Here is a 23,585-nt window from a genome sequence, read left to right on the forward strand (position 1 = left end):
GTCAGAACAGCGTGGTGTACCAGCCGGGGGCGGGCAGGATCGTGGTGGCTCCGGCGCGCGGGGCGAAGGGGACCTTCCAGTCGCCGGTGCCCCGGTAGAGGGCGAGGGTGCTGTCGAGGTGGCCCGTGCGCCCGTTGGCCAGGAGGTCGGGGCGGCCGTCGCGGTCGGTGTCGCCGACGGCGACGATCTCGTTGTACGCGTTCCAGCCGCCTCCGATCCGGGTGCGGGCGGCGAAGGTGCCGTCGCCCTTGCCGAGGTAGAGCCAGAGGACGCCGGCCTTGTCGCGGGCGACGAGGTCGCCGGTGGGGTTGCCGCCGATGTTCCCGGTGGCGACGAGCTTGTTGTAGATGTCCCAGCCGTAGCCGGTCTTCCGGCGGGGCGCGAAGGGCGCGGCGGTGTTTCCGGTGCCCTTGTAGAACCAGAGGCCACCGGTCTTGTCGGCGGCGACCAGGTCGGGACGGCCGTCGCCGTCGAGGTCGCCGTTGCCGGTGATGTCGGTGTACGTGTTCCAGCCGCCGCCCACCCGGACGGGCTGCGCGAAGGGGGAGGCGGCGTTGCCGGTGCCCGGGTGGATCCAGAGCACGCCGGTCTTGTCCCGGGTGACGAGGTCGGAGAACCGGGCGCCGACGACGTTTCCGGGGGTGAGGACCCGGTCGTAGGCGGACCAGCCGGCCCCGGCGTTCGTCGCGGTCGGCGCGCCTGTGTGGGCGAATTCGAGTGCCTTGCGGCTGTCGAACATGTACAGGTTGTCGTTTCCGCGGACGAGGAGGTCGGGTGAGCCGCTGTCCGAGAAGTTGTGCGGGGCCTGCCCGCTGTCGACCCTGAGCGTGCCGGTCCGCTCGACGGACGGACCGATGCCGCTGCGGGGCGCCGCCGTCATCCGCCAGGTGTACTCGCCGTTGGGGGCGGTGTAGCAGTCGTCGAGCAGGCCGTTCCACGTCGCGGTGGCACGCTCGGTGGCATCCGTGTTCTCGGTGTACGTCTTCCGCTTCCCGGAGGCGGTGTGGATCAGCTCGATGTGGGCCGTCGTGGGCTGGGAGAACCGCCAGGTCAGCTTCACGTCGCCGGCTCTCGTACGGAAGTCGGCGGTGGTGGGGACCGACTGCTCCACGACCTGGAGGACGATGGGCAGCCCCATGCTCGCCACGAGGGTGGCGGTCGGCGTGCCGTCGGGGCCGGGTGCGATCCGGTAGATGCCCTTGCCCTGGTCGATCGTGCCGCCCTGCACGAGGAGCTCGGTGTCCGACTGGCTGCGGATGGTGTCCACGCTGTCGAGGACCTTGACGGTCTGGCCGGTCGTCAGCGAGTGGAGTGTCAGCCCGTAGAGGGGGTTGGGCCAAGGGAACGTGTTGGTGTCCCCGTACGCCAGCCAGTCGCCCATCAGCTCGGCCTGGACACGGGACCCGTGGCCGATGGGGATGCGCGTGGCGTCGGGCTCGTTCCTCCGGGCCACCTCCAGCGCCACCGACCCGTCGGCGGCCGGGCTTTCGGCCCAGGCCAGGTGCGTGGCGGACAGGGTGACATCGGTGTCGTAGTCGGCTCGGGTCGCGTCGCGGTCCTCCACCAGCGTGGCGGTGGCGACGTCCACGACGGCCACGTGCCAGTCGGCCGCGTTGTTCACGACCTCGTAGTGCAGGAGGGACAAGGTGTCGGGCGAGTCCACCTGGCTGGTGAGGGAGCGGGCGACCGCGTTCGCGGGCAGCCCGGATATCGGCCGGTCGACGATCGTGCCGTCCGGCTTGCTGACCAGGTGGATGTCCCGGCCCTCGCTGCCGTCGGCCCTGGGGACGCTCACGACGAGGGTGCTGCCGGCCAGGTCCATGAGGGTGGCGCCGGTGCCGAGGTAGCCGATGTCGATGGTCACGGGGGAGGAGCCCCCGGACATGTCGTACACGGTGTGGACGGTTCCGGACGAGGCCACGACGGTGTCCGCTCGGACGGTTCCCTTGGAGCCTGCGGGCAGCGCGGTCGTGACACCGTCCGCGTACCGGGTCCAGGAGAAGCTGCCGTCGTTGCGACGGGTGAGGAATCCGGACGGGCCGTTGCCGACCAGGTAGGAGTCCTGCGGCAGGGTGAGCACGGGGGCTGTCTGCTGATCCGCCGCGACGGCCGCCGTCGCCGGGTGCGGGGCGGTCGCCGCCACGGCGGGCGAGGCGAGGAGGCCAGCGGTGACGGCGAGGGTGACCGCGACGGCGAGCCGGTGCCGGGTGCTGCTGGTGAGGTTCATCGGTCTGCTCTCAGGAGATGCGGCAGGAGAAGGGGGAGCGGCTCAGAAGAGGGTTGCGGGCACCGTGGTGAGGGCGTCCGGCGTCTCGACCCAGACCCGGCCCGAGAGCGGCGCCCTCCAGTCCCCGGTGCCCCGGAAGAGCGCGAGGCTCTCGCTGCGGCCGCCCGCGATCCCGTTGACCACCAGGTCGGCGCGGCCGTCGCGGTCGGCATCGCCGATGCCGACGATCTCGCCCCACCGGTCCCACCCGCCGCCGATCCTCGTCCGGGCGGCGAAGGTGCCGTCGCCCTTGCCGAGGTAGAGCCAGAGGACGCCTGCGGTGTCGCGGGCGACGAGGTCACCGGCCCTGCCGCCGGCGATGTTCCCCACGGCGACGATCTTGTTGTAGATGCCCCAGCCGTGACCGATCCTGACGCGCGGGGCGAAGGGCGCGGACGTGTTCCCCGTGCCCTTGTAGAGCCACAGGTCGCCGGCCTTGTCCGTGGCGACGAGGTCGGGGCGGCCGTCGCTGGTGAGGTCGCTGCCGGCGGTGAGCCGGTTGTAGATCTGCCAGCCGCCGCCGATCTTCGTACGGGGCGAGAAGGCGGACTTCCCGGTGCCGCTGTGCAGCCACAGCGTGCCGCTCCTGTCGCGGGCGACGACGTCGGCGTGCGAGGTGCCGGCGACGTTCCCGGGCGTGACGATCTGGTCGTACGCGTCCCAGCCCGTGCCGATGACCGTCTTCTGGAGAGGGATCGAGTAGCCGCCGAACCACAGCGTCCGGCGCCCGTCGACGGAGAACAGCGTGCCGCCGCTCCGGTAGAGCAGGTCCGGGGAGCCGCTGTCCGAGAAGTCGTGCGGGTGCGGCTTGCTCGCGACGGTGAGCGTGCCGGTCCGTACGACCGCAGGGCCGATGCCGTTGGCGGGCGTCGCCGTCACCTTCCAGGTGTACGCACCGTTGGGGGCGGCGGTGTAGTCGCTGAGCAGGCCCTTCCATCGCGCCCCGGCGCCCCACTGCTCCCCGAATTGGTAGGAGGTCCAGCGCTTCCCCGACGCGGTGTGGGTGAGCTCGACGTACGACTTGATGACAGCCGTCCGGTTGAGCCGCCACCACAGGCTGGTGTCGCCGCTCTCGGTGCTGAAGTCGATGCTGGCGGGCACCCCCTGTTCCACGATGTCGAGCGCCGTCGGCACGCCCGTGCTCGCCACGAGCGTCGCGGCAGGGGTGCCGTCCGGGCCGGGGGCGATCCGGTAGAGACCCTCGCCCTGCTCCAGGGTGCCGCCCTGCGCCAGCTGCTCACCGCCGGCGCCGCCGCGCAGACGCTCCACGGTGTCGAGCAGCTTGACCGTCCGCCCGTCCTTCAGGGAGCGGGCCGTGAGGGAGTACAGCGGGTTGGGGCTGTCGGCCTTGGCGCCCCCAGGAACGGCGTACGTCACCCAGTCGTCGCCCACCGATTCGAGCGCGGGCGCGGCTCCGGAGCCGAGGGCGGTCCGTGAGACCTCGGGCTCACCCCGCCGCGCGAACGCCAGGGTGAGGGCGCCGGTCGTCGCGTTCCGTTCGACCCAGGTCAGGTGGGTGGCGGACGCGGTGATGTCGGAGGTGGTTTCCGGCGCGGGACGGTCCTCCACGACCGTGGCGGTGGCGGTGTCGACGAGGGCCACGTGCGTGCCGGACACCCCGCCCACCGTTCCCGTGTAGAGCAGGATGACGGTGTCGGGCGAGGTCATGTTGACCCAGCGGAAGGCCGCGTCGGCGGGCAGCCCGGCGACCTTGCGGTCCACGAGCGTGCCCTCGGGCTTGGCGAGGAGGTGGAGGTCGGTGCCGCCCCCGGCTCGCGCCGCCGTCATCACCAGGGTGCTTCCGGCCAGCTTGTGGAAGGTGACGGAGGCGCCGAGGAAACTGGTGTCGATCACGACGGGGTCGGCGCCCGTAGCCATGTCGTACAGCTTCCGGACGCTTCCTTCCGTCTTCATCACGACGTCCGTCTGGACGCCGCCCCAGTAGTCGCCCGCCGGCAGCGTCGTCGTCACCCCGTCCGCGTACCGCGTCCAGTGGAACGCGGGGCCCGCCCCCTCGGACGTGCGGGTCAGGAAGCCCGACGGGCCGTTTCCGACGACCTGGGCGCCGTCGGGCAGCGTGAGCGCCTCCTGCTGCTCGGCCGCCTGGGCGGCCGGCGGCGCCGCCATGGCCGGTACGGCTGTCAGGGTGCCCACCGTGACGGCGAGGGCGGCGGTGACGGCGAGGGCCAGCCGGCGGCGGGACGTGCGTACTCCGGACAAAGCGGTGATCCCCTTCACGAAGTGCGGGCGCGGCGTGACACGCCACGCCCGCATGACCCACGAGGGAGTCGAATGGTTGTACGCCGGCTTCCGGTCAGGTTTCCGGTCAGGCGAAGTGGTTGAAGGTGACCGTGCCCTCGGGGATCACGCCGACCGCCTTGCGCGGGCGGAACGGCGAGCTCCAGGATCCGTGCCGCCGTAGAGGTACGCGTGGGGCCCCGACGCCCCGGTCAGAACACCGAGTTGAACCGGGCCGCGTCCGAGTGCACCGACGTGTACACGCCCGGCTTGAACGGGCCCGTCGCGTTGCCCGTGCCCGCGTAGAGGCGGGAGCCGGAGGGGCTGACCGCGTACAGGTCGTTCAGGCCGTCGCGGTCGAAGTCGCCGACGCCGACGAGGGACGTGAAGGAGCCCCAGCCGGAGCCGATCCGGACCCGCGCGGAGAACGTGCCGGCCCCCGTGCCCTGGTACAGCCAGAGGACGCCCGAGGTGTCGCGGGCGACGAGGTCGCCGTGGACCGAGCCCGCGATGTTCCCGACGGCCGTGATCTGGTTGTAGACACCCCAGCCGCCGCCGACCCGGACACGGGCCGCGAACGGGGCCCGGTAGTCGCCCGTGCCCTTGTAGAACCACAGGACGCCGGAGGTGTCGGTGGCGAGGAGGTCGGAGCGGCCGTCGCCGTTCAGGTCGCTGCCGCCGGTGATCTTGTTGTACGCGTTCCAGCCGGAGCCGATCTTCCAGCGGGCCGCGAACGTGCCGTCGCCCTTGCCGAGGTACTCCCAGAGGACGCCCGAGGAGTCGCGGGCGACGACGTCGCCGGCCGTGGCGCCCGCGATGTTGCCGACGGCCTCCAGCTGGTTGTAGATCTGCCAGCCGGTGCCGATCTGCACGCGCTCGGGCGAGTAGACCTCCGGGGAGGACGGGACCTTCACGGTGTCGTCGCGGAAGAGGTGGCCCGAGGAGTCGCGCGCGAGCAGGTCCGGGCTGCCGTTGTTCGTGTAGTCGTGCGGGCCGGCCTTGCGGAGGACCTTGAAGCCGCCCGACTTCACGAGGTCGGGTCCGATGCCGTTGAGCGGCTTCGCCCTGAACTCCCAGACGTAGTCGCCGCTCGGCGCGAAGGAGCCGACACCGCCGGCGGCCGGGGCGACCAGACCGGCCCAGTTGAAGGTCACGACGCCCGTCTCGTGGACCGGGCCGTCGTAGCCGCTGAAGGAGATCTGGGCCCGCTTGCCGGTGGCGACGTGCCGCAGGGTCACGGTCCCCTGGGCGTTGGACCGGTTCAGGGCCCAGGCGAGGGTGGCGGTCCCGCCGCTCGCGTCGAGGTCGACGGTGGCCGGGACCTGCGGGGCCCCCGAGAAGGCGAGCTCGGTCCTCTGGCCGGTGGCCGCGACCTGCGTGACGGTCGGAGCGCCGCTCTCGCCGGTGGCGATCCGGTAGACGCCCTCGCCGCCGCCCGTCAGCGAGCCGCCGCGCACGAGCAGCGAGCCGTCGGGGGCCGAGGCCGTCGAGTCGACGTGGTCGAGGAGCCTGACGGTGGTGCTCGGGTCGGTCAGGGACCGCGCGGTCAGCGGGAACTGCGCGGAGGCGTAGGTGGCGGTGCCGCCGCCCTTCTCGGCCGTCACGGCCCAGCCGCCCAGGACGGCGGCGTCGAGCCGGGTGCCGGCGTAGGTGGCGCCGAGCGGTACGGAGGTCCGCTGGCCGCCGCCGCGCGGCACGGTGACCAACTGGGCCGCGGTCCCGGTCGGGTTGGCGACCCACGCGAAGTGGGTGGCCGTCAGGTGGATGCCGTCCTTGGGCGCGGTGGTGCCGACGGAGACGGTCTCGGTGATCGTGCCGGTGGCGAGCTCGGCGGTGGCGAGGAAGTACTCGGACTCGCTGCCGGTGCCCTTCTTGTACTGGATCAGGGCCGTGTCGGGGGTGGTGGCCGCGACGCGCACGTCCCGCGCGTCGAAGGGCAGCGCCAGGTCACGGGTGACCGGCGAGGACGACCAGCCGTCCGGCCGGCTCATGAGGAACGCGTCGAGCGCGTTCGCGCGGCTGTAGTCGTAGTACGTCATGACCAGGGTCTCGCCGGCCACCCCGGCGAGGGTGTAGCGCTGGTCGCCGTAGGTCAGCCCGATCGGCTCGGCGTCCGGGTGCGCCATGTCGAGCAGCCGGTAGCGGGTCTCGGTCGGCTTGTGCGCCACGACGAAGTCCGACCGGCCGCCGTCGTATGTGTAGCCGGACTCCAGGGTCCTGGTCGTGCCGTCGGTGTAGCTCGTCCAGTAGGAGGTGGACGTGAAGTCGGAGCTGATCTGACGGCTGAGGAAGCCGGTGGCGCCCGCGCTGACGAGACGGGCGCCGTCGGGGACGCCGATCGCGGTGGCGGCGGCGGGGGCCGCGACGGCGACCGGGGCCGCCGGGGCGGCGACCGCCGGGGTGACGGTGAGGGCCGCGCCCGCCGTGACGGCGAGGACGGCGGTCACGGCGACGGCGAGGCGGCGCCGGGAGGTACGGGAGTGCACGTGGTCGATCCTTCGTGAGGAGGGGAGAAGGACCCGGGCGCGCCGGAGGGCGCGCCCGGTGGGCGGTGCGTCAGGAGACCTGGTTGTAGGGGGTGGTGGCGCCGTTCAGGGAGGTGCTGACCCGGCGGTCCCAGAACGGGACCTCGTAGCCGCCCGAGCCGGAGTAGAAGTACGAGGTGTTGCCCGGGCCGTACGCGAGGAGGTCGGGGCGCCCGTCCTTGTTGGCGTCGCCGATGCCGACGACGTCCGTGTACGCGTTCCAGCCGCCGCCGATCTTCCGGCGCTGCGCGAAGGTGCCGTCGCCCTTGCCGAGGTACAGCCAGAGGACGCCGTCCTTGTCGCGGGCGACGAGGTCTCCGGCGGCGTTGCCGCCGAGGTTGCCGGTGGCGGTGATCCGGTTGTAGATCCCCCAGCCGTGGCCGATCTTCTTGCGGGCAGCGAACGGGGTGGAGCGGTTGTCGACGCCCTGGTGGAGCCACAGGTCGCCGGCCTTGTCGGTGGCGACGAGGTCCGGCGTGCCGTCCCCGGTGAGGTCGCTGCCGCCGGTGAACTGGGTGTACGTGTTCCAGCCGCCGCCGATCCGCGTGCGGGTCGGGAAGGTCGCGTCGGAGCCGGGGCCGACGCCCGTGTACAGCCAGAGCACGCCGTCCCGGTCGCGGGCGACGAAGTCGGCGGCGCCGTGCTCGACGAGGTCGCCGACGGCCTCGATCCGGTCGTAGGTGTTCCAGCCGCCGCCGACCCTGAGGGGCGAACCGGCCGGGACGAGGCTCTTCCTGGTCATGTCGTACGTGGTGTCGACCCGCCACAGCGTGCCGGAGGCGTCCCGGGCCAGCAGGTCCGGGGTGCGGTTGTTCTTGAAGTCGTGCGCGTCGGAGGGCTTCGCGAGCCAGAAGGCGCCGGAGGCGGTCACGGCCGGGCCGATGCCGTTCTGCGGGGTGGCCGTGAACTTCCAGTCGTACTCGCCGATGCGGGCGTCCCGGCCCATCGCCGAGTCCTGTGCGATCTCGGACCAGTGGATGCCGAAGGTCTGGTCGTCGATGGCGTAGGCGCCGGCGGACTCGCGGTACAGGTGCAGCTTCTTCGAGAAGCTCTGGCCGGTCCGGCGGTGGGTGATCGTGAGGTCGACGTCGGCGTTGACCCGGGACAGCCGCCACTTGAGGACGGGGTCCGTGCGCTCGTCCAGGACGATCGTGGACGGGACCAGGGATCCGAGGTACACGATCTTGGTGGGCTCGCCGGTGGAGGCGACCAGCTCGGCGGCCGGCTTCCCGTCCTGGCCGAGCGCGATCCGGTACATCCCCTCGCCGTGCTCGACGGTGCCGCCCTGCACGAGCAGGGTGCCGTCGGGGGCGGGCAGGGCGGAGAGGGCGTGGTCGAGGAGCGTGACCGACTCGTCGGAGGTGAGGGACTTGGCCGTGAGCGGGATCTGGGGGAGCGGCTCGTCCATGTCCTGACCGGCGGAGGTGGACGTGGCGTACACCGCCCACGGACCCACCAGGCCGGTGACGCTGTCCACGTCGCTGTACAGCGGAATCCGCTTCTCCTCGCCGGTGGCACGGTCGGCGGTGACGAGCCGGATCCCGTCGTTCCTCCACTCCCGCCACGTCAGGTGCGTGGCGGAGAAGGAAGCGGCGGAGACGCTCGTCGTGGGCGTCTCGTGGGTCGATGTCACCGTGGCGGTGGCGAGGTCGACGACACCGAAGTGGGTGGTATTCGCGGTACTCGTGGTGCCGTCGCCCGTAGCCCACGTGACGAGGACGGAGCCGTCCTGGGCGGGGGAGGAGAAGAAGAAGGCGTTCGCGGGCAGGCCGGAGACCGTCTTCTGCGTGACGGCACCGCCTTCGCCGGTGAGGAGGCGCAGCTCCAGGGAGCCGTCCCCGTTCTTCACGCGGGCGAGGACCGAGGCGGGGCCGACGGCCTTCACGTAGGTCGCCCCGAGCGCGCCGAGGTCGATGGTGACGGGCGCCGCGCCGGTGGCCATGTCGTGAAGCTTCACGATCTTGAACTTGTGGGCGAATTCGGAGTCCCCGGCCACGACGACGTCCGACGCGGTGCTGTCGACCTCCGTCGCGTCGATCGGGGTCGACGTGCCGTCCGCGTACCGCGTCCAGCGGAACTCCGGCTTGTCGCCGGTGTACTTACGGGTCAGGAAGCCGGTCTTCCCCGCCGCTGCGAGGTTCGTGCCCGCCGGGAACGCGACCGGCGCCTCGGCGGCGGTCTCGGCCTCGGCGATCCCGGCCTCGGCGGTCCCGGCCGTGGGCGCCGCCACGGCCGCCGGGGCCGCGAGCGCCCCGGCGCCGAGGGTGACGGCGAGGACGGTGGCGACGGCGGCGGCGACGTGCCGGTGCGTGATGCGTACGGAACTCAAGGTTTCCCCCCAGGTGAACCGGACGTCGCCACACGATCGTGTGTACGACGCCCGGTCAGACCCGCAAGGTGATCAAGAGGTTGTACGCGTCAGGCGACGCTGTTGAACTTCGTGCCCTCGCCCGTGTACAGCGTGGTCGTCTGGCGGCTGAACGGGGCCGTGGCCGTCCCCGTGGAGCGGTAGACGGCGGTGCCGCCCGGGCCGTACGCGATCAGGTCGGGGCGGCCGTCGTTCGTGACGTCGCCGGCGCCGACGAGCTGGGTGAAGGCCCCCCAGCCGCCGCCGATCCGGATCCGGGAGGCGAAGGGCGCGGTGGGGTTGCCGGTGCCCAGGTAGAGCCAGAGGACGCCGGAGGTGTCGCGGGCGACGAGGTCTCCGCCGGCGCCGCCCGCGATGTTGCCGGTGGCGGTGATCTGGTTGTAGACGCCCCAGCCGCCGCCGACGCGGACGCGCGGGGCGAAGGGCGTGGTGGAGGAGCCGGTGCCCTTGTAGAACCACAGGACGCCGGAGGTGTCGGTGGCGAGGAGGTCCGACCTGCCGTCGCCGTTGAGGTCGGAGCCGCCGGTGAGCTGCTTGTAGCCGCCCCAGCCGCCGCCGATCCTCACGCGGGAGGCCAGCGTGCCGTCGCCCCTGCCGAGGTAGTGGTAGAGCGAGCCCGAGCCGTCCAGGGCGATCACGTCGCCGTGGGAGGTGCCGGCGATGTCGCCGACGGCCTCGATCTGCCGGTACGTCTGCCAGCCCGTGCCGATCTTCGTCCGGCGGGCGGGCTTGGCCTGCCCGCCGACGGGCCAGTCGAAGAGGTCGTCCCGCCAGAGGCCGCCCGCGGAGTCCCGGGCGATGACGTCGGTCGAGCCGTTGTCGTTCAGGTCGTGGGCGTTGGCCTGGCGCTGGACCTGGAAGCCGCCGGAGATGCTCGCCGGGCCGCCGATGCCGTCGGTCGGGGTGGCGGTGGCCTTCCAGGTGTACGCGCCGTTGGGGGCGCTGACGCCGTCGAGGAGGCCGTCCCAGGTGAAGGTGAAGCGGCCCGAGACCGGCGCGTCGAGGCGCTTGGTGAGCTTCTTGCCGGTGCCGATGTGGGTGAGCGTGACGTCGACGGCGGCGTTGCCGCGCGACAGGGTCCAGGACAGGGACGGCGTGGAGCCGGCCTTCTCCAGGTCGATGGCGGCGGGGACCTGGGAGTCGGTGAACTGCACGGCCATGACGCGGCCGGTGGTGGACTCCAGGGCGACCTGCGGGCGGGTGTCGCCGCTGCCGGTGATCCGGAAGAGACCGTCACCGTCCGAGCCGAAGCCGCGTACGAGCAGGGTGCCGTCGGGCGCGTGGGCCACGCTGGAGAAGTTGTCCAGGACCTTGTACGGCTGGGCCGAGGCGTCGGTGAGGCTCCGCGCGTACAGCGGGCTCGGCGTCTCCGCGGTGGCGGTGCCCGGGACGCCGTAGAGGATCGTGTCCCCGACGACGCCCGCGACGACGGCACGGGTCAGATCGCCGGTCAGCGGGAAGCGGGTGACCGTGGCGGTTCCGAGCTTCTTGGCGCTGATCTCGAGGCCGCCCTCCTGCGCCGCGTGGACCCACGCCTCCCAGTCGGCGGTGAGGGCGCCGGTCGAGGACTGGTCCCACTCGGCGGTGCCCGAGCTGCCGCCCCAGTCGAGGACGGAGCCGCTGCCGACGTTCGACTTGGCGTACCAGTACACGATCCGGTCGGTGGGGATGTACGGCTCCCGGACGCTGCCCAGGACGACGAAGTCGTTGCCGTGGGAGGCGACGACCTTGTAGTCGATGTTCTTGGGACGCGAGGAGATCTTGACCTTCCGGACCGTCCCGTTGACGGACGAGAGCTGGTACAGGTCGTGGTAGTCCTCGGTGGTCGGGACGCTCACGAAGAGGTTCTCGTTGACGACGCCGACCAGCTTCGCCCCGCCGCCGACCGCGGCCCCGACGTTGATGGACGCGTAGGTGGGGGTGGCGCCCTTCATGTTCGTCAGGACGAACATGCTGCCGCCGTCGTCGCTGGTCACGACGGTGTCCGAGTTGCTGTCGTAGCCGACGGTGCCGCTGTTGATCCGCGACACCGACCCGTCGGCGTACTTGTGCCACTCCAGGACCGCGGAGCCGGCGTCGTCCTTGCGGGACGTGAGGTAGCCGGTGTCCCCGACGCTGACGACCTCGGCGTCGACCGGCAGGTTCGCCGCGTCGGCGGCGGCGGTGACCCCGGCGACGGCCGTCGGGACGGCCGCGACGGCCGGGACGGCGACGAGCGTGCCGGTCACGGCGGTGACCGTGGACAGCGTGAGCAGTGCGGCGACCAGTCGGCGCCCGGACATACGGTGCTGCAAGGAAACCCCCAGTGAAAACGGGTACGGCGCATGCCGTACCCGTTTCAGACCTCTTGACCGACCAGGAGGGTTGTACGCAAGCCCGAGGAATTTTCGGGGTGTTGTACGTCTACGCCCACCGCTCCACCAGACCCCGGACCTGCGCCGCCCCCTGCCTCGCGGTCAAGTCGTCGCGTCAGACGAAGTGGTTGTAGGTGACGGCGGTGGTCCAGAAGTAGTACGGAGACGTCTCCTCGCGCGGCCGCAGCGGCGCCGCCCAGTTGCCCGATCCCCGGTACAGGAACCCCTCGGTGTACAGGTCCGGGCGGCCGTCCCGGTCGGCGTCCCCGATGCCGACCAGCCGGCCGTAACCGCCCCATCCGCCGCCGAGCCGGGTCCGGGGCGCGAACGTGCCGTCGCCCTTGCCGAGGTAGAGCCAGAGGACGCCGGCCCGGTCCCGGGCGACGAGGTCACCGGCAGGACCCCCGGCCAGGTTTCCGACGGCGGTGAGCTGGTCGTAGACACCCCAGCCGGAGCCGATCCTCTTCCGGGCGGCGAAGGGCGCGGTGTCCCTGCCGGTGCCCGGGTACATCCAGAGCACCCCGGCCGTGTCGACGGCGACGAGGTCGGCGCGTCCGTCGCCGGTCAGGTCACTGCCACCGGTGAGCCGGGTGTAGACGCCCCAGCCGCCGCCGATCCGGATGCGAGCGCTGAAGGTGTCGTCGCCGCGCCCCTTGTACAGCCACAGCACCCCGGCCTTGTCGCGGGCGACGAAGTCGCCGACGCCCGAGCCGCCGAGGTTCCCGGTGGCCTCGATCTTGTCGTAGATCCCGAAGCCCTGCCCGACGACCTTGAAGTGGTGCTCCTGGAGGACCTCGTAGCCGCTGCTCCAGTCCCTGCTTCGGAAGGTGTCCGCGAGCAGCAGACGGCCCGTGGTGTCCCGCATGAGCAGGTCCGGCGAGCCGTCGCTGTCGAAGTCGTGCGGCTGCGGCTTGCTGCGGACCACCGTGAAGGAGCCCGACGTCGTCAGCGTCGGGCCGATGCCGTTGAGCGGCTTGGCGTCGATCCGCCAGGTGTACGGGCCGGCCGGAGCGCCCGTCGACCGGTCCGGCTCGGTCGGCCAACGGACGTCCCCGGCCCAGATGTAGTGGGCGTAGGTGAAGTCCGAGGCTTGCTCCGAGAGCGGGGCGATGTGCTCGACCTTGGTGTCGCCGGTGCGGGTGTTGCGCAGGGTGAGGGTCATCGTGACGTTGATGCGCGAGAGCCGCCACTTCAGGTCGAAGGTCCGGTTGCGGCTCAGGTCGATCGTCGCCGGAATGCTGTGGCCCAGCAGGTCGACCTTGGTCGGCTCGCCGCTGGGTGCCAGGAGGGTGGCGACCGGCACCCCGCCGGTCCCCGGGGCGATCCGGTACAGGCCCTGGCCCTGGGCGACGGTGCCGCCGTGGACGGCGTTCGTGCCGTCGGGCCCGTCGACGTCCGAGACGACGTGGTCGAGGAGCTTGCGGGTCGTGCCGGTGTTCAGGTCGCGGGCGGTGAGCGCGAGGAGCGGGCTGGGCTCGTAGGCCCGCAGCCCGTCGGTCTGGCCGTACGTGACCCAGTTCCCCACCAGACCGAGGACCACGCGGTCCTGCGCGGCGAGCGGGATTCGCTGGACCGTGCCGGTGGCGCGGTTCAGGGCCACCACGGTGGCGCTCCCGCCGGCGGACTGCTCCGTCCAGGCGACGTATGTGGCGGACACGGCCGCGTCCCGGAGGTTCGGGGCCTGGCGGTGGGAGGTCACGGCGCCGGTCGTGAGGTCGAGGAGCGCCCACGCCGCGCCCGAACCGGTCCGGTAGGTGATCAGGGCGCTGTCACCGGCGACGCCCGCGGCCCACAGCCCGGTGGCGTCGGTGGGCAGCCCGGTCACCGACCGGGACGCCGGCAGGCCGCCGTCGGCGGGGGTGTAGAGGCGCAGGTTCTCGCCGCCTGCCGCGTTGGGGGTGGAGACGAAGAGGGTGGAGCGGATGGCGCCCGCCACCCGGCTGCCCGTGCCGTACCACGCGAGGTCGATCCGGAACAGCTCTGTGCCCGCCGCCATGTCCCTGAGCGCGACGGCACTGCCCGCCTCGTCGATCACGACGTCGGAGTCACGGGAGCCGAGGACGGTGTGACCGGCGGGGAAGGCGGTCACGGCGCCGTCGGAGAGCCGCGTCCAGTGGGCGGGGGATACCTCTTCCGGCCAGGTGAGGAAGCCCGTGCGGCCCAGGCTCCAGAGGCCTGCCTGCGGCGGGTACGCGGTGGTGGTGGCGGTCGTGCCGGCGCTGACGCCCGTGGCCGGCGCGGCGACGGCGGGCGTGGCGAGCGCACCGGCCGTGACGGCGAGTGCGACGAGAACCGCCGCGCCGAGACGGCGACGCCGGGAAACGGGTGTGCGGACGTGGCGGTCCAAGAAAGGCCTCCCCCTGGAGCTGAGGCGGCCGGTGGTGCCCCCCAACCGGAGCATCGCCTCTCGTCAAGATCGGCCGGAGGCTATCAGCCACCGCCGTCCGACGTCACCGCCGTTCCACGACCCCCCGGACGTACGCCGCCTGCCCCGCGTGCTGGAGGTCGTCCGCGATCACCGAGACCAGCCGGACGCCGAGGGTGACCGGGGGGTCCCAGCGGGTGTCGACGATCCGGTCCAGGTCCGCGTTCGTGAGCGTGCGGACCAGCTCCTCGGTGCGGGCGTGCACGGCGTCGTGGTAGCCGAGCAGCAGCTCGGCCGGGGCGCGGACCGCGCCGACCTGTTCGCTCGTCTGGCCGTAGCCGGTGGCGCGCTTCGGGAAGGGCAGCCCGAAGCGGTCCGCCCAGCCGTCCGAGGTCCACAGCTGGTCCGTGTCGAAGGCGTCCGCGAGATGGTCGTCCTGGACCCGGGTGAGGTGCCAGACGAGCCAGGCGACCGTGTTGGCGTCGGGATCGACGCGGGCGGCGAGCTCCTCGTCCGTGAGGCCCTCCACGGCCTCGTGGACGACCTCACGGATCCGGCCGAACGAGTCGACCAGCAGACCGGCGCTGTTCATCGGGGCTCCTCAGGGTCGGGGACCTGGGGGTGCGGAGGGGGTGTAGAGGGGGTGTCTAGGAACGATCCTGCCGCCACCGTTCCACCGTCGCCTCCACGTCGAAGGGCTTCAGGTGCAGCGGGGGACCGGCCGGCGGGCGGACGAGGGCCTCGGCGATCCTGGTGTTGATCTCCCCGAGGATGCGGCGGACCTGGCTCTCCGAGACGGCCGCGGCCACCGCCGCCTCCGCGTCCTCGGCCTGCTTGCGCAGGGCGAGGGAGGGCGGCAGCACGGACGCGCCCTCGCGGTGCATCTTGCCCTTGATCCACCACAGCTCGTCGTAGGGCGCCGAGTCGTCGGGGAGGGGCTTGCCGAAGCCGGACAGGCTCCGGAACTCGCCGCGCTCCGTGGCCTCGCGGATCTGCTTGTCCACGAATGACTCGAAGCTGACTCCGGGCGGCTTGCGTTCGGTCATGTGTCCAGACTACGTACCCGCCGCCCCACGGGGCGGTCCGGGAAAAGGCAGGAGCCCCGCTCGGCCGAAAGGCACGGAGCGGGGCTCCTTGGGTACTGCTCTAGTCGTGCGTGTCCGCCGACCCGGGCAACTTAGGCCGGGGAGACGTTCTCCGCCTGCGGGCCCTTCGGGCCCTGCGTGACGTCGAAGGTCACGACCTGGTTCTCCTCGAGCGAACGGAAGCCGTTCGCGTTGATCGCGGAGTAGTGGACGAAGACATCCGGGCCGCCGCCGTCCTGGGCGATGAAGCCGAAGCCCTTTTCAGCGTTGAACCACTTCACGGTTCCGGTAGCCATGAGCCCTCCTATGGGCCAAAGGGTCGCCCTGCTCCAGAACCTGCAAACAAGTCTGAAAACTACAAAAGCCTGCGGGTCACATGCTCCGCAGGCTCTGTACTGCAAGGGAAACCAAACTGCAACTTGCGTTGAGCGTAGCACGCAGGGTGCTCGGGGCGGTAGAGGGAAAGATCACGTCACCCGCATGTTTGATTCCGTTCCGTGCGCTGACGCGAGTGCCCCGCCGATGCCCACAGTGCGAGACGGGTCTAGCCTCGCGATGTGGACAAAGCAACCGACGACCAGCAGCGCAGCCGGCCCCGCGTCGGACACATCCAGTTCCTGAACTGCCTCCCCCTCTACTGGGGTCTGGCCAGGACCGGGACGCTCCTCGATCTCGAGCTCACCAAGGACACCCCGGAGAAGCTCAGCGAGCGGCTCGTCCGGGGCGACCTCGACATCGGGCCCATCACCCTCGTCGAGTACCTCCGCAACGCCGACGACCTGGTCGCGCTCCCGGACATCGCCGTCGGCTGCGACGGGCCCGTCATGTCCTGCGTGATCGTCTCCCAGCGGCCCCTGGCGGAGCTCGACCGCGCGCGCGTGGCGCTCGGCTCCACCTCCCGCACCTCCGTACGCCTCGCCCAGCTGCTCCTGGCCGAGCAGTACGGGGTCCGGCCCGACTACTACACCTGCCCGCCGGACCTCGGCCTGATGATGCAGGAGGCGGAGGCCGCCGTCCTCATCGGCGACGCCGCCCTCCGGGCCTCCCTGCAGGACGCGCCCCGGCTCGGCCTCCAGGTCCACGACCTGGGGCTCATGTGGAAGGAGTGGACGGGCCTGCCGTTCGTCTTCGCCGTCTGGGCGGCGCGCAAGGACTTCCTGGCGCGCGAGCCGGAGACCGTCCACGAGGTGCACCAGGCGTTCCTCGCCTCGCGCGACCTCTCCCTCGAAGAGGTCGCCAAGGTCGCCGAGCAGGCCGCCCGCTGGGAGACCTTCGACGCCGAACTCCTGGAGCGGTACTTCCGCACCCTCGACTTCCGATTCGGCCCCGAGCAGCTCGCGGGTGTACGGGAGTTCGCCCGCCGCACCGGCCCCACGACCGGCTTCCCGGCGGACGTCGCGGTGGAACTCCTGCCGCGGCCGACGCGATAAGCGGCGGAGCCCGCGGGGAATGGTGCGGGAAAGAAATACCGGTGCACCCGGCGGGTGCACCGGACGCGCCTTTCCGGACACCGCCGGGAATACGGCGACGCAGCTCGCCGGACCGTAAGGCGGCGCCGCCCGGCGGACCGGTATGCGGACCGGTATGCGGACCGGTAAGCCGCCGCACCCGTAATTCACCGGGTATTCGCCGGACGCCCACCCGTCCCTCGCCCGCCGATCCCGTCCCCGGACGCCGGCGGCCGGGGACCGGCAACCGACCGGCACCCTGCGGAAGCCGCGAGGAGCGCTGGCGTAGGCTGGCTCGGTCTGTCATAACCCCTCCGAAAGGGACGCACCCGGTGACCGAGAAGGCCGAACTCCAGTCTGTTCTCGACCGCGCCGCCGCGGGTGGCCGGATCACCCCCGAGGAGGCGCTCGATCTCTACCGCTCGGCGCCCCTGCACGCGCTGGGCGCCGCCGCCGACGCGGTGCGCCGCCGCCGGTACGCGGGGACCGAGCACATCGCGACGTACATCATCGAGCGGAACATCAACTACACGAACGTCTGCGTGACGGCGTGCAAGTTCTGCGCCTTCTACGCCGCGCCGAAGGACACGAAGAAGGGCTGGACCCGGGACCTCGACGACATCCTGCGCCGCTGCGCGGAGACCGTGGAGCTCGGCGGCACCCAGATCATGTTCCAGGGCGGCCACCACCCGGACTTCGGCGTCGAGTACTACGAGAAGCACTTCGCCGCCATCAAGAAGGACTTCCCGCAGCTGGTCATCCACTCCCTCGGCGCCTCCGAGGTCGAGCACATGGCCCGCATCTCCGGCGTCTCCGTCGAGGAGGCGATCACCCGCATCCACGCCGCCGGTCTCGACTCCTTCGCGGGCGCCGGCGCCGAGCTGCTGCCCGAGCGGCCGCGCAAGGCCATCGCCCCGCTCAAGGAGAGCGGCGAGCGCTGGCTGGAGATCATGGAGATCGCCCACAAGCTGGGCGTCGAGTCCACCTCCACCATGCTGATGGGCACCGGCGAGACGAACGCCGAGCGGATCGAGCACTTGCGCATGATCCGTGACGTGCAGGACCGGACGGGCGGCTTCCGGGCCTTCATCCCGTACACGTACCAGCCGGAGAACAACCACCTCAAGGGCCGGACGCAGGCCACGCTCTTCGAGTACCTGCGGATGATCTCGATCGCCCGGCTCTTCCTCGACAACGTCGCCCACATCCAGGGCTCGTGGCTGACCACGGGCAAGGAGATCGGCCAGCTGACCCTGCACTACGGCGCGGACGACCTCGGCTCGATCATGCTGGAGGAGAACGTCGTCTCCTCCGCCGGCGCCAAGCACCGCTCCAACCTGCGCGAGATGATCGACATGATCCGCACGGCGGACCGCGTCCCGGCCCAGCGCAGCACCACGTACGAGCACCTCGTCGTCCACGACGACCCGGCGAACGACCCGGTCGACGAGCGCGTCGCCTCGCACATCTCGTCCACCGCGATCGAGGGCGGCACGGCGCACCCCGAGCTGAAGCTCCTCGACGCCAACTGACGCGCCCGTGCTGACCCTCCACGTCGCCGAGGCGACCCCCGAGAGCGCCGTCCTGGTCGACGGCGCCCTCGTCGCCGCCGTCGGCCCGTACGAGGACCTGGCCGCCGTCAGGCCGGAGGCGCGGGTGCGGCGGTGGCCCGGCATCCTCACCCCCGGGCTCCTCAACCTGTACGCGCCCGAGCTGCTCGAGGAGACGTACCACCCGGACCCCCGGGAGGCCGAGGAGTTCGGCACCGAGCCGATCACGGGGGAGCGGGCGCGGGAGATCTTCCGGGCCGACCCCGCCCGTCGCGGCGCCTCCGCGCGCCGCGGCGTGCAGCGGCTCCTCGCGCACGGGACGGTCGCCGTCGCCGGTGAACTGCGCGGCCGGGCCGCCGTGGACGCCGTGCGCCGGGCCGGTCTCGCCGTCGGCCGCCGCCCGGAGCGGCTCCCCGGCCCGCCGTCGTTCTCGCCGGTGCCGCTGGTGCTGCTGCCCGGCCTGGTCCCGGGCGGCCCCGCCCGCTTCGCCGTCTTCGACGTCCCCGACCGGGCGTCCCTGGTCCGGCTCGGCGCGTCGACGTGCGTCGCGACGGTCCTCGGCGGCCGGCTGGTCCACCGGCGCCGGTAGCCGGGACCCGGCTCACCCGCCCTGGACCGGCGCGCCCTTCTTCTGTACCGGGTACTCGTCCGCGTACTTCAGCAGATCGGTGAAGCGGGGGTCGCGTACGACGGTGAGCAGCGTGAGCCGGAGGCCCGGCTGCTCGAACCCCGCGTCCGAGCCGAGCGGTGACGGCATCTCGCTCCCTTCGTCGCACTGTCACCCTTCCCTGAGCGCGCTCGCCGGGACGAGGTCGAAGCGCTGTCGCGGAAATTTCTCGGGGGCGCCGGGGCCGGTCCCCGCCCGCCATGGGGGTGGCTGCCACAATGGCCGGGTGACCCGAGCTTCCCTGGACAAGCAGCCGCACGAAGTCGCCTCGATGTTCGACGACGTGGCGGCGAACTACGACCTCACCAATGACGTGCTGTCCCTCGGGCAGGACCGGCGCTGGCGCAAGGAGGTCGCGAAGGCGGTCGACGCGCGGCCCGCGCAGAAGGTCCTCGACCTGGCTGCCGGGACGGCGACGTCCTCGCAGCCGTTCGTGCGGGCGGGGGCGTACGTCGTCCCGTGCGACTTCTCCCTCGGCATGCTGCGGGTCGGCAAGCGGAACCATCCGTGGATGCCGTTCACCGCGGGCGACGGCACGAAGCTGCCCTTCCGCGACGACGTGTTCGACGCCGTCACCATCTCCTTCGGGCTGCGGAACATCCAGGACACCGACCAGGCGCTGCGCGAGCTGTACCGGGTGACGAAGCCGGGCGGCCGGGTCGTGATCTGCGAGTTCTCGCACGCCACGTGGGCGCCGTTCCGCACGGTGTACGAGGAGTACCTGATGCGCGCGCTGCCGCCGGTGGCCCGCGCGGTCTCGTCCAACCCGGACGCGTACGTGTACCTCGCGGAGTCCATCCGGTCCTGGCCGGACCAGCCGGCCCTGGCGGGTCTGCTCCAGAAGGCCGGCTGGTCGAAGGTGGCCTGGCGGAACCTGTCGGGCGGGATCGTCGCCCTGCACCGGGGATTCAAGGCCGCCTGACCACCGTCCTCGGGTTACTTCGCGTACATGCCGTAGCCGCCGACGCCCGTGTACACGGCGTCCGCCACGTGCCGGAACACCTTCACGCCACCCACGGTGTCCGTCGGCGGGGTCTGGACCGTCTTGCCGGTCAGCAGGGTGGTCGAGCCGCCGCCGTCGAGGTTGAGGACGTCGACCAGACCGAGCTCCTTGGAGTCGAGGAGAGTGGCGAACCTGCGCAGGTAGTCGCCGTCCTCGATGCCCGTGTCACCGGTAAGGGTGATCAGCACCGGGTTGCCCCTGACGTTGGTGCCGAGCGCGGTGCGCGAGTCTGTGCAGTTCAGGACCGCCGGGTCCGTGCCGGGCACCTTGCCGTCGGTGCATGAGTCGGGCAGGGCGGGGGGAACTTCGCCGGACTGCAGCAGCTGGTGGTAGGAGCTCACGACGTCCACCGAGTCGTCCAGCGGGATCTCCCGGCCGAGCCTCGTGTCGGTCAGCTTCTGGTCGACGGTCACCCGGTCGTCGCGCACGAGGTTGTCGCGCAGCCACTTCGCACCGGTGCCGATGCCCTGGAGGATGCGCCCGCCGGCCGGGACCTTGACCTGGTCGGTGGCCAGCGCGCCGCCGCGTCCTTCGTGGGCGTCGACGACGGAACCGTTCGCGTCGAGGACGACCTCGAAGCCGGGGTCGTCGTCGGCGGTGAAGTAGGCATGGGTGTCGAGGTTCGGCTTGGGCACCGGGTACTGGTAGTCGTCGGTGAACAGGACGATCTCGTCCGGGTCGGCGTAGAGCCCGGTGACCTCGGTGACTGCCTTGTCCTCGGCATCCCGCCCGCAGCCCCAGGCACGGCCCGGATCCCGGTTGACGTCGTCGAGTCGGATCGTCGCGCCCGTGGAGGTGGTCAGCGACATGTTCGTGCGGAGCTTGGTGATGTACGGGATGCCGTACTGGATCACCGCACCGTTCGTGCCGAGGCCGTTGCCCCAGCAGCTGGAGCTGTGCGGTACGCCGTCGGTGACCGAGACGCCCTGGTACATCATGGTCCTGGCCTCGGCGTCCGCCGGCAGGATGTGGTCGCGGTGCTTGGCCTCGGACTTGAACAGGCTGCCGTTGATGCCGGCGTACGGGTCGCGGGTGTCGACGGAGGACACCGTGTCGAGCTGGTCGTAGACGTTCTCGGTCACGCCGGAGCCCTTGCCGAAGGTGTTCTCCAGAGTCAGCGCCCCGGCGGTGGGGTCGATCTCGACGACCCGGAGGACGCGGCCCTTGGTCCGATTGTCGGGCGTCGTCTCCTTCCAGGTGGTGTAGGTGACGCCGGTGGCGAGGGTGGCGACCGGGAGCTGCTTGGTCCAGCCGGCGCCCAGCGGGCTCGGCGGCTCCTCCACGGTGGGGGAGGCGGCGGCCGAGGTGGTCAGGGTGAGGGCGACGGCCGCGGCGGCGAGAGCCGCGAGCGGGCGGAGGTTCCTGGTCACTGGCATTCCGCCGTTCCGTTGACGAGCTCGTGGGAGCGGAAGGTCCCGGCGAAGGGTGCCGGGACGGTGGTGCTGTCTCCGCGGAGCACGACGTACGCGCCGTACTTCTTGGCGTCCGCCGGGTCGGTCCAGCTGCCGGTGAAGGTGGGTTCGGGGTAGAAGCAGACGTGCTTCTGGGTCCGGTTCCAGACCGACTTGGCCGGCGCGACGTCGGTGCCGTAGCTGTTGCCGTAGTTCTTGGTGGCGGAGTCGGTCGCCGGGAGGTGGACGGTCATCGTGCCTCGGCCGGCCGGCTCCTTGAAGGTGCAGACCCGGTTGTCGGGGCAGCGCTCGTAGCCGGTGAAGCAGTGGGCCCGGGACGGGACCAGCTTGTGGGAGCTGATGGTCCCGGCGAAACGGGCGTCGGTCGCGTACTCGTCGTCGTTGCCCGGCATGATCGTCTGGAGAAGCCCGCCGTACTGCGTGTCGACGTAGACGCAGGCCCACAGGGCCGTGTTGTTCTTCGCCGAGAGCGTCTTGTCGTCCCAGGCCGTCGTGTCGTAGTTCAGCTGCTGCTCAGCGGTGAAGTCCTGGCGGGCGCCGGTTCCCTTCGCTCCGTCGTAAAGACAGAGCGTGGCGGCCGGGCAGTCGGCGAAGGCGACGGGGTCGGCGTTCGCCGGCAGGACGAAGAAGAGTGAACAGAGGAGGGCGAGGGCGGCTGTGATCAGCGAGCCCTGCCGTATGCCGGCACGGGTGCCGGTACGGAAGATGGTCACGGATGATCATCATGGCCTCACGCTCGGCACAGGGGAACAGGTGTTCGCCCTGGGGGAAGTTGCCGGGGCGCCGGGGCGGTGACCCTCCCGGCGGGGAGGTGACCCTCCGGTCCGGCCGTACCCGGCCCCCATAGACTGCGATACGTCCTCATCGCCGAATTCCGGGAGACTCCGCCGTGACCGAGCAGCCCCTCTCCGAGCACACCGCAGATGTGATCGTCGTCGGGGCAGGCCCGGCCGGCTCCACCACCGCCTACTACCTGGCCAAGGCCGGACTCGACGTCCTGCTCCTGGAGAAGACGGCGTTCCCCCGGGAGAAGGTCTGCGGTGACGGCCTCACCCCGCGCGCCACCAAGCAGCTCGTCTCCATGGGCATCGACATCTCCGAAGAGGCCGGCTGGCTGCGGAACAAGGGCCTGCGGATCATCGGCGGCGGCGTCCGGCTCGAACTGGACTGGCCGGAGCTCGCCTCGTACCCGGACTACGGACTCGTCCGCAAGCGCGACGACTTCGACGAGCAGCTGGCCCGCCAGGCGCAGAAGGCCGGTGCCCGGCTGTACGAGCGCTGCAACGTGGGCGCGCCGGTCATCGACGACCGTACGGGCCGGATCACCGGTGTCCACGCGAAGCTGGGTGAGGAGAAGCGCGAAGTCACCTTCCACGCTCCGCTCGTCGTCGCCGCCGACGGCAACTCCACCCGCCTCTCCCTCGCCATGGGCCTGCACCGGCGCGAGGACCGGCCGATGGGCGTGGCGGTACGGACGTACTTCACCAGCCCCCGCCACGACGACGACTACCTGGAGTCCTGGCTGGAGCTGTGGGACCGGCGCGGCCCGCAGGACCGGCTCCTCCCCGGCTACGGCTGGATCTTCGGCATGGGCGACGGCACGTCCAACGTCGGCCTCGGCATCCTCAACTCCTCCTCCGCCTTCAAGGAGCTGGACTGGCGCGAGGTCCTCAAGGCCTGGTGCGCGTCCATGCCGGAGGACTGGGGCTACACCCCGGACAACATGACGACGCCGATCCGCGGCGCCGCCCTCCCGATGGCCTTCAACCGCCAGCCGCACTACACCAAGGGCCTGCTGCTCGTCGGTGACGCGGGCGGCCTGGTCAACCCGTTCAACGGCGAGGGCATCGCGTACGCCATGGAGTCCGGCCAGATCGCGGCCGACGTCATCGTCCAGGCGCACGCGCGCGCGACCCCCGCCCAGCGTGAGCTGGCCCTGCGGAACTACCCGCAGATCCTGAAGGACACCTACGGCGGCTACTACACGCTGGGCCGCGCGTTCGTGAAGCTCATCGGCAACCCGAAGGTCATGAAGATCGCGACGCAGCGCGGCCTGACCCACCCCCTTCTGATGAAGTTCACGCTGAAGATGCTGGCCAACCTGACCGACCCGACGGGTGGTGACGCGATGGACCGCATCATCAACGGCCTGTCGAAGGTGGCCCCGAAGTCCTGACGCCCGTCAGGCGCTCCGGCGGGGAGCGCCGGCGGGTGGCCATCGCCCGCGCCCTGGCCACGGGTCTCGTCGCCGGCCTGGACCCGGCCTGGTGGGCCTCCCGGATCGAGCCGGCCGAGGCCCTGCGC

Annotated in this window: 17 protein-coding genes; 5 read left to right on the plus strand and 12 right to left on the minus strand. The window is 71.6% G+C overall.

The window, feature by feature from the left end; all coding sequences use genetic code 11:
• Nucleotide 1: 1 nt before the first annotated feature.
• The 9 genes from ACN9M0_RS21325 to ACN9M0_RS21365 form a co-directional block, all read right to left on the minus strand.
• Nucleotides 2-2,227, minus strand: a complete 2,226-nt coding sequence (locus tag ACN9M0_RS21325; RefSeq protein ID WP_426404054.1) for an FG-GAP repeat domain-containing protein — start codon at nucleotides 2,225-2,227, stop codon at nucleotides 2-4.
• Nucleotides 2,228-2,269: 42 nt separating this feature from the next.
• A complete protein-coding gene (locus ACN9M0_RS21330; RefSeq protein WP_426404055.1) occupies nucleotides 2,270-4,486 on the minus strand; it encodes an FG-GAP repeat domain-containing protein in 2,217 nt (738 codons plus the stop codon).
• Nucleotides 4,487-4,716: 230 nt separating this feature from the next.
• Nucleotides 4,717-6,990: an FG-GAP repeat domain-containing protein gene (locus tag ACN9M0_RS21335; RefSeq protein WP_426404056.1), complete on the minus strand. Its 2,274-nt coding sequence runs from the start codon at nucleotides 6,988-6,990 to the stop codon at nucleotides 4,717-4,719.
• Between the two features lie 70 nt (nucleotides 6,991-7,060).
• On the minus strand, nucleotides 7,061-9,358 hold the full coding sequence (locus tag ACN9M0_RS21340; RefSeq protein WP_426404057.1) for an FG-GAP repeat domain-containing protein: 2,298 nt from the start codon (nucleotides 9,356-9,358) through the stop codon (nucleotides 7,061-7,063).
• An 89-nt stretch (nucleotides 9,359-9,447) separates the two neighbouring features.
• Complete coding sequence (locus tag ACN9M0_RS21345; RefSeq protein WP_426404058.1) at nucleotides 9,448-11,679, minus strand: FG-GAP-like repeat-containing protein; 2,232 nt, start codon at nucleotides 11,677-11,679, stop codon at nucleotides 9,448-9,450.
• A 187-nt stretch (nucleotides 11,680-11,866) separates the two neighbouring features.
• A complete protein-coding gene (locus tag ACN9M0_RS21350) occupies nucleotides 11,867-14,098 on the minus strand; it encodes an FG-GAP repeat domain-containing protein (RefSeq protein WP_426404059.1) in 2,232 nt (743 codons plus the stop codon).
• Nucleotides 14,099-14,201: 103 nt separating this feature from the next.
• On the minus strand, nucleotides 14,202-14,708 hold the full coding sequence (locus ACN9M0_RS21355) for a mycothiol transferase (protein WP_366036546.1): 507 nt from the start codon (nucleotides 14,706-14,708) through the stop codon (nucleotides 14,202-14,204).
• A 55-nt stretch (nucleotides 14,709-14,763) separates the two neighbouring features.
• Complete coding sequence (locus ACN9M0_RS21360) at nucleotides 14,764-15,162, minus strand: DUF1992 domain-containing protein (RefSeq protein WP_366036545.1); 399 nt, start codon at nucleotides 15,160-15,162, stop codon at nucleotides 14,764-14,766.
• A gap of 131 nt (nucleotides 15,163-15,293) precedes the next feature.
• Nucleotides 15,294-15,497, minus strand: coding sequence for a cold-shock protein (locus ACN9M0_RS21365; RefSeq protein WP_041130679.1), 204 nt, complete (start codon nucleotides 15,495-15,497; stop codon nucleotides 15,294-15,296).
• A 261-nt stretch (nucleotides 15,498-15,758) separates the two neighbouring features.
• Here ACN9M0_RS21365 and ACN9M0_RS21370 point away from each other — a divergent pair, with 261 nt between their 5' ends.
• From ACN9M0_RS21370 to ACN9M0_RS21380, 3 genes are all read left to right on the plus strand, one after another.
• A complete protein-coding gene (locus ACN9M0_RS21370; protein WP_366036544.1) occupies nucleotides 15,759-16,631 on the plus strand; it encodes a menaquinone biosynthetic enzyme MqnA/MqnD family protein in 873 nt (290 codons plus the stop codon).
• Nucleotides 16,632-16,981: 350 nt separating this feature from the next.
• Nucleotides 16,982-18,181: a cyclic dehypoxanthinyl futalosine synthase gene (gene mqnC, locus ACN9M0_RS21375; RefSeq protein ID WP_366036543.1), complete on the plus strand. Its 1,200-nt coding sequence runs from the start codon at nucleotides 16,982-16,984 to the stop codon at nucleotides 18,179-18,181.
• 7 nt (nucleotides 18,182-18,188) lie between these two features.
• The gene (locus ACN9M0_RS21380; protein ID WP_366036542.1) at nucleotides 18,189-18,788 is read left to right on the plus strand and encodes a hypothetical protein; all 600 of its coding nucleotides are present in this window, start codon (nucleotides 18,189-18,191) and stop codon (nucleotides 18,786-18,788) included.
• 12 nt (nucleotides 18,789-18,800) lie between these two features.
• Here ACN9M0_RS21380 and ACN9M0_RS21385 read toward each other — a convergent pair whose 3' ends face one another.
• Nucleotides 18,801-18,956, minus strand: a complete 156-nt coding sequence (locus ACN9M0_RS21385) for a hypothetical protein (protein WP_366036541.1) — start codon at nucleotides 18,954-18,956, stop codon at nucleotides 18,801-18,803.
• Nucleotides 18,957-19,092: 136 nt separating this feature from the next.
• Here ACN9M0_RS21385 and ACN9M0_RS21390 point away from each other — a divergent pair, with 136 nt between their 5' ends.
• Nucleotides 19,093-19,788 carry a demethylmenaquinone methyltransferase gene (locus tag ACN9M0_RS21390; protein WP_366036540.1) on the plus strand — a complete coding sequence of 232 codons (696 nt, stop codon included), beginning with the start codon at nucleotides 19,093-19,095 and terminating at the stop codon, nucleotides 19,786-19,788.
• A 14-nt stretch (nucleotides 19,789-19,802) separates the two neighbouring features.
• Here the strand turns inward: ACN9M0_RS21390 and ACN9M0_RS21395 are convergent, their stop codons facing one another.
• Nucleotides 19,803-21,239: a phosphodiester glycosidase family protein gene (locus ACN9M0_RS21395; protein ID WP_426404060.1), complete on the minus strand. Its 1,437-nt coding sequence runs from the start codon at nucleotides 21,237-21,239 to the stop codon at nucleotides 19,803-19,805.
• A complete protein-coding gene (locus tag ACN9M0_RS21400) occupies nucleotides 21,236-21,994 on the minus strand; it encodes a peptidase inhibitor family I36 protein (RefSeq protein ID WP_366036537.1) in 759 nt (252 codons plus the stop codon). The genes ACN9M0_RS21395 and ACN9M0_RS21400 overlap by 4 nt, the downstream gene beginning before the upstream one ends.
• 176 nt (nucleotides 21,995-22,170) lie before the next feature.
• On the opposite strand from ACN9M0_RS21400, the gene ACN9M0_RS21405 reads away from it, so the two are divergent.
• Complete coding sequence (locus ACN9M0_RS21405; protein ID WP_366036536.1) at nucleotides 22,171-23,457, plus strand: geranylgeranyl reductase family protein; 1,287 nt, start codon at nucleotides 22,171-22,173, stop codon at nucleotides 23,455-23,457.
• Nucleotides 23,458-23,585 lie beyond the last annotated feature (128 nt).

Source organism: Streptomyces sp. R-07, from assembly GCF_049913175.1.
Classification (GTDB): Bacteria; Actinomycetota; Actinomycetes; order Streptomycetales; family Streptomycetaceae; genus Streptomyces.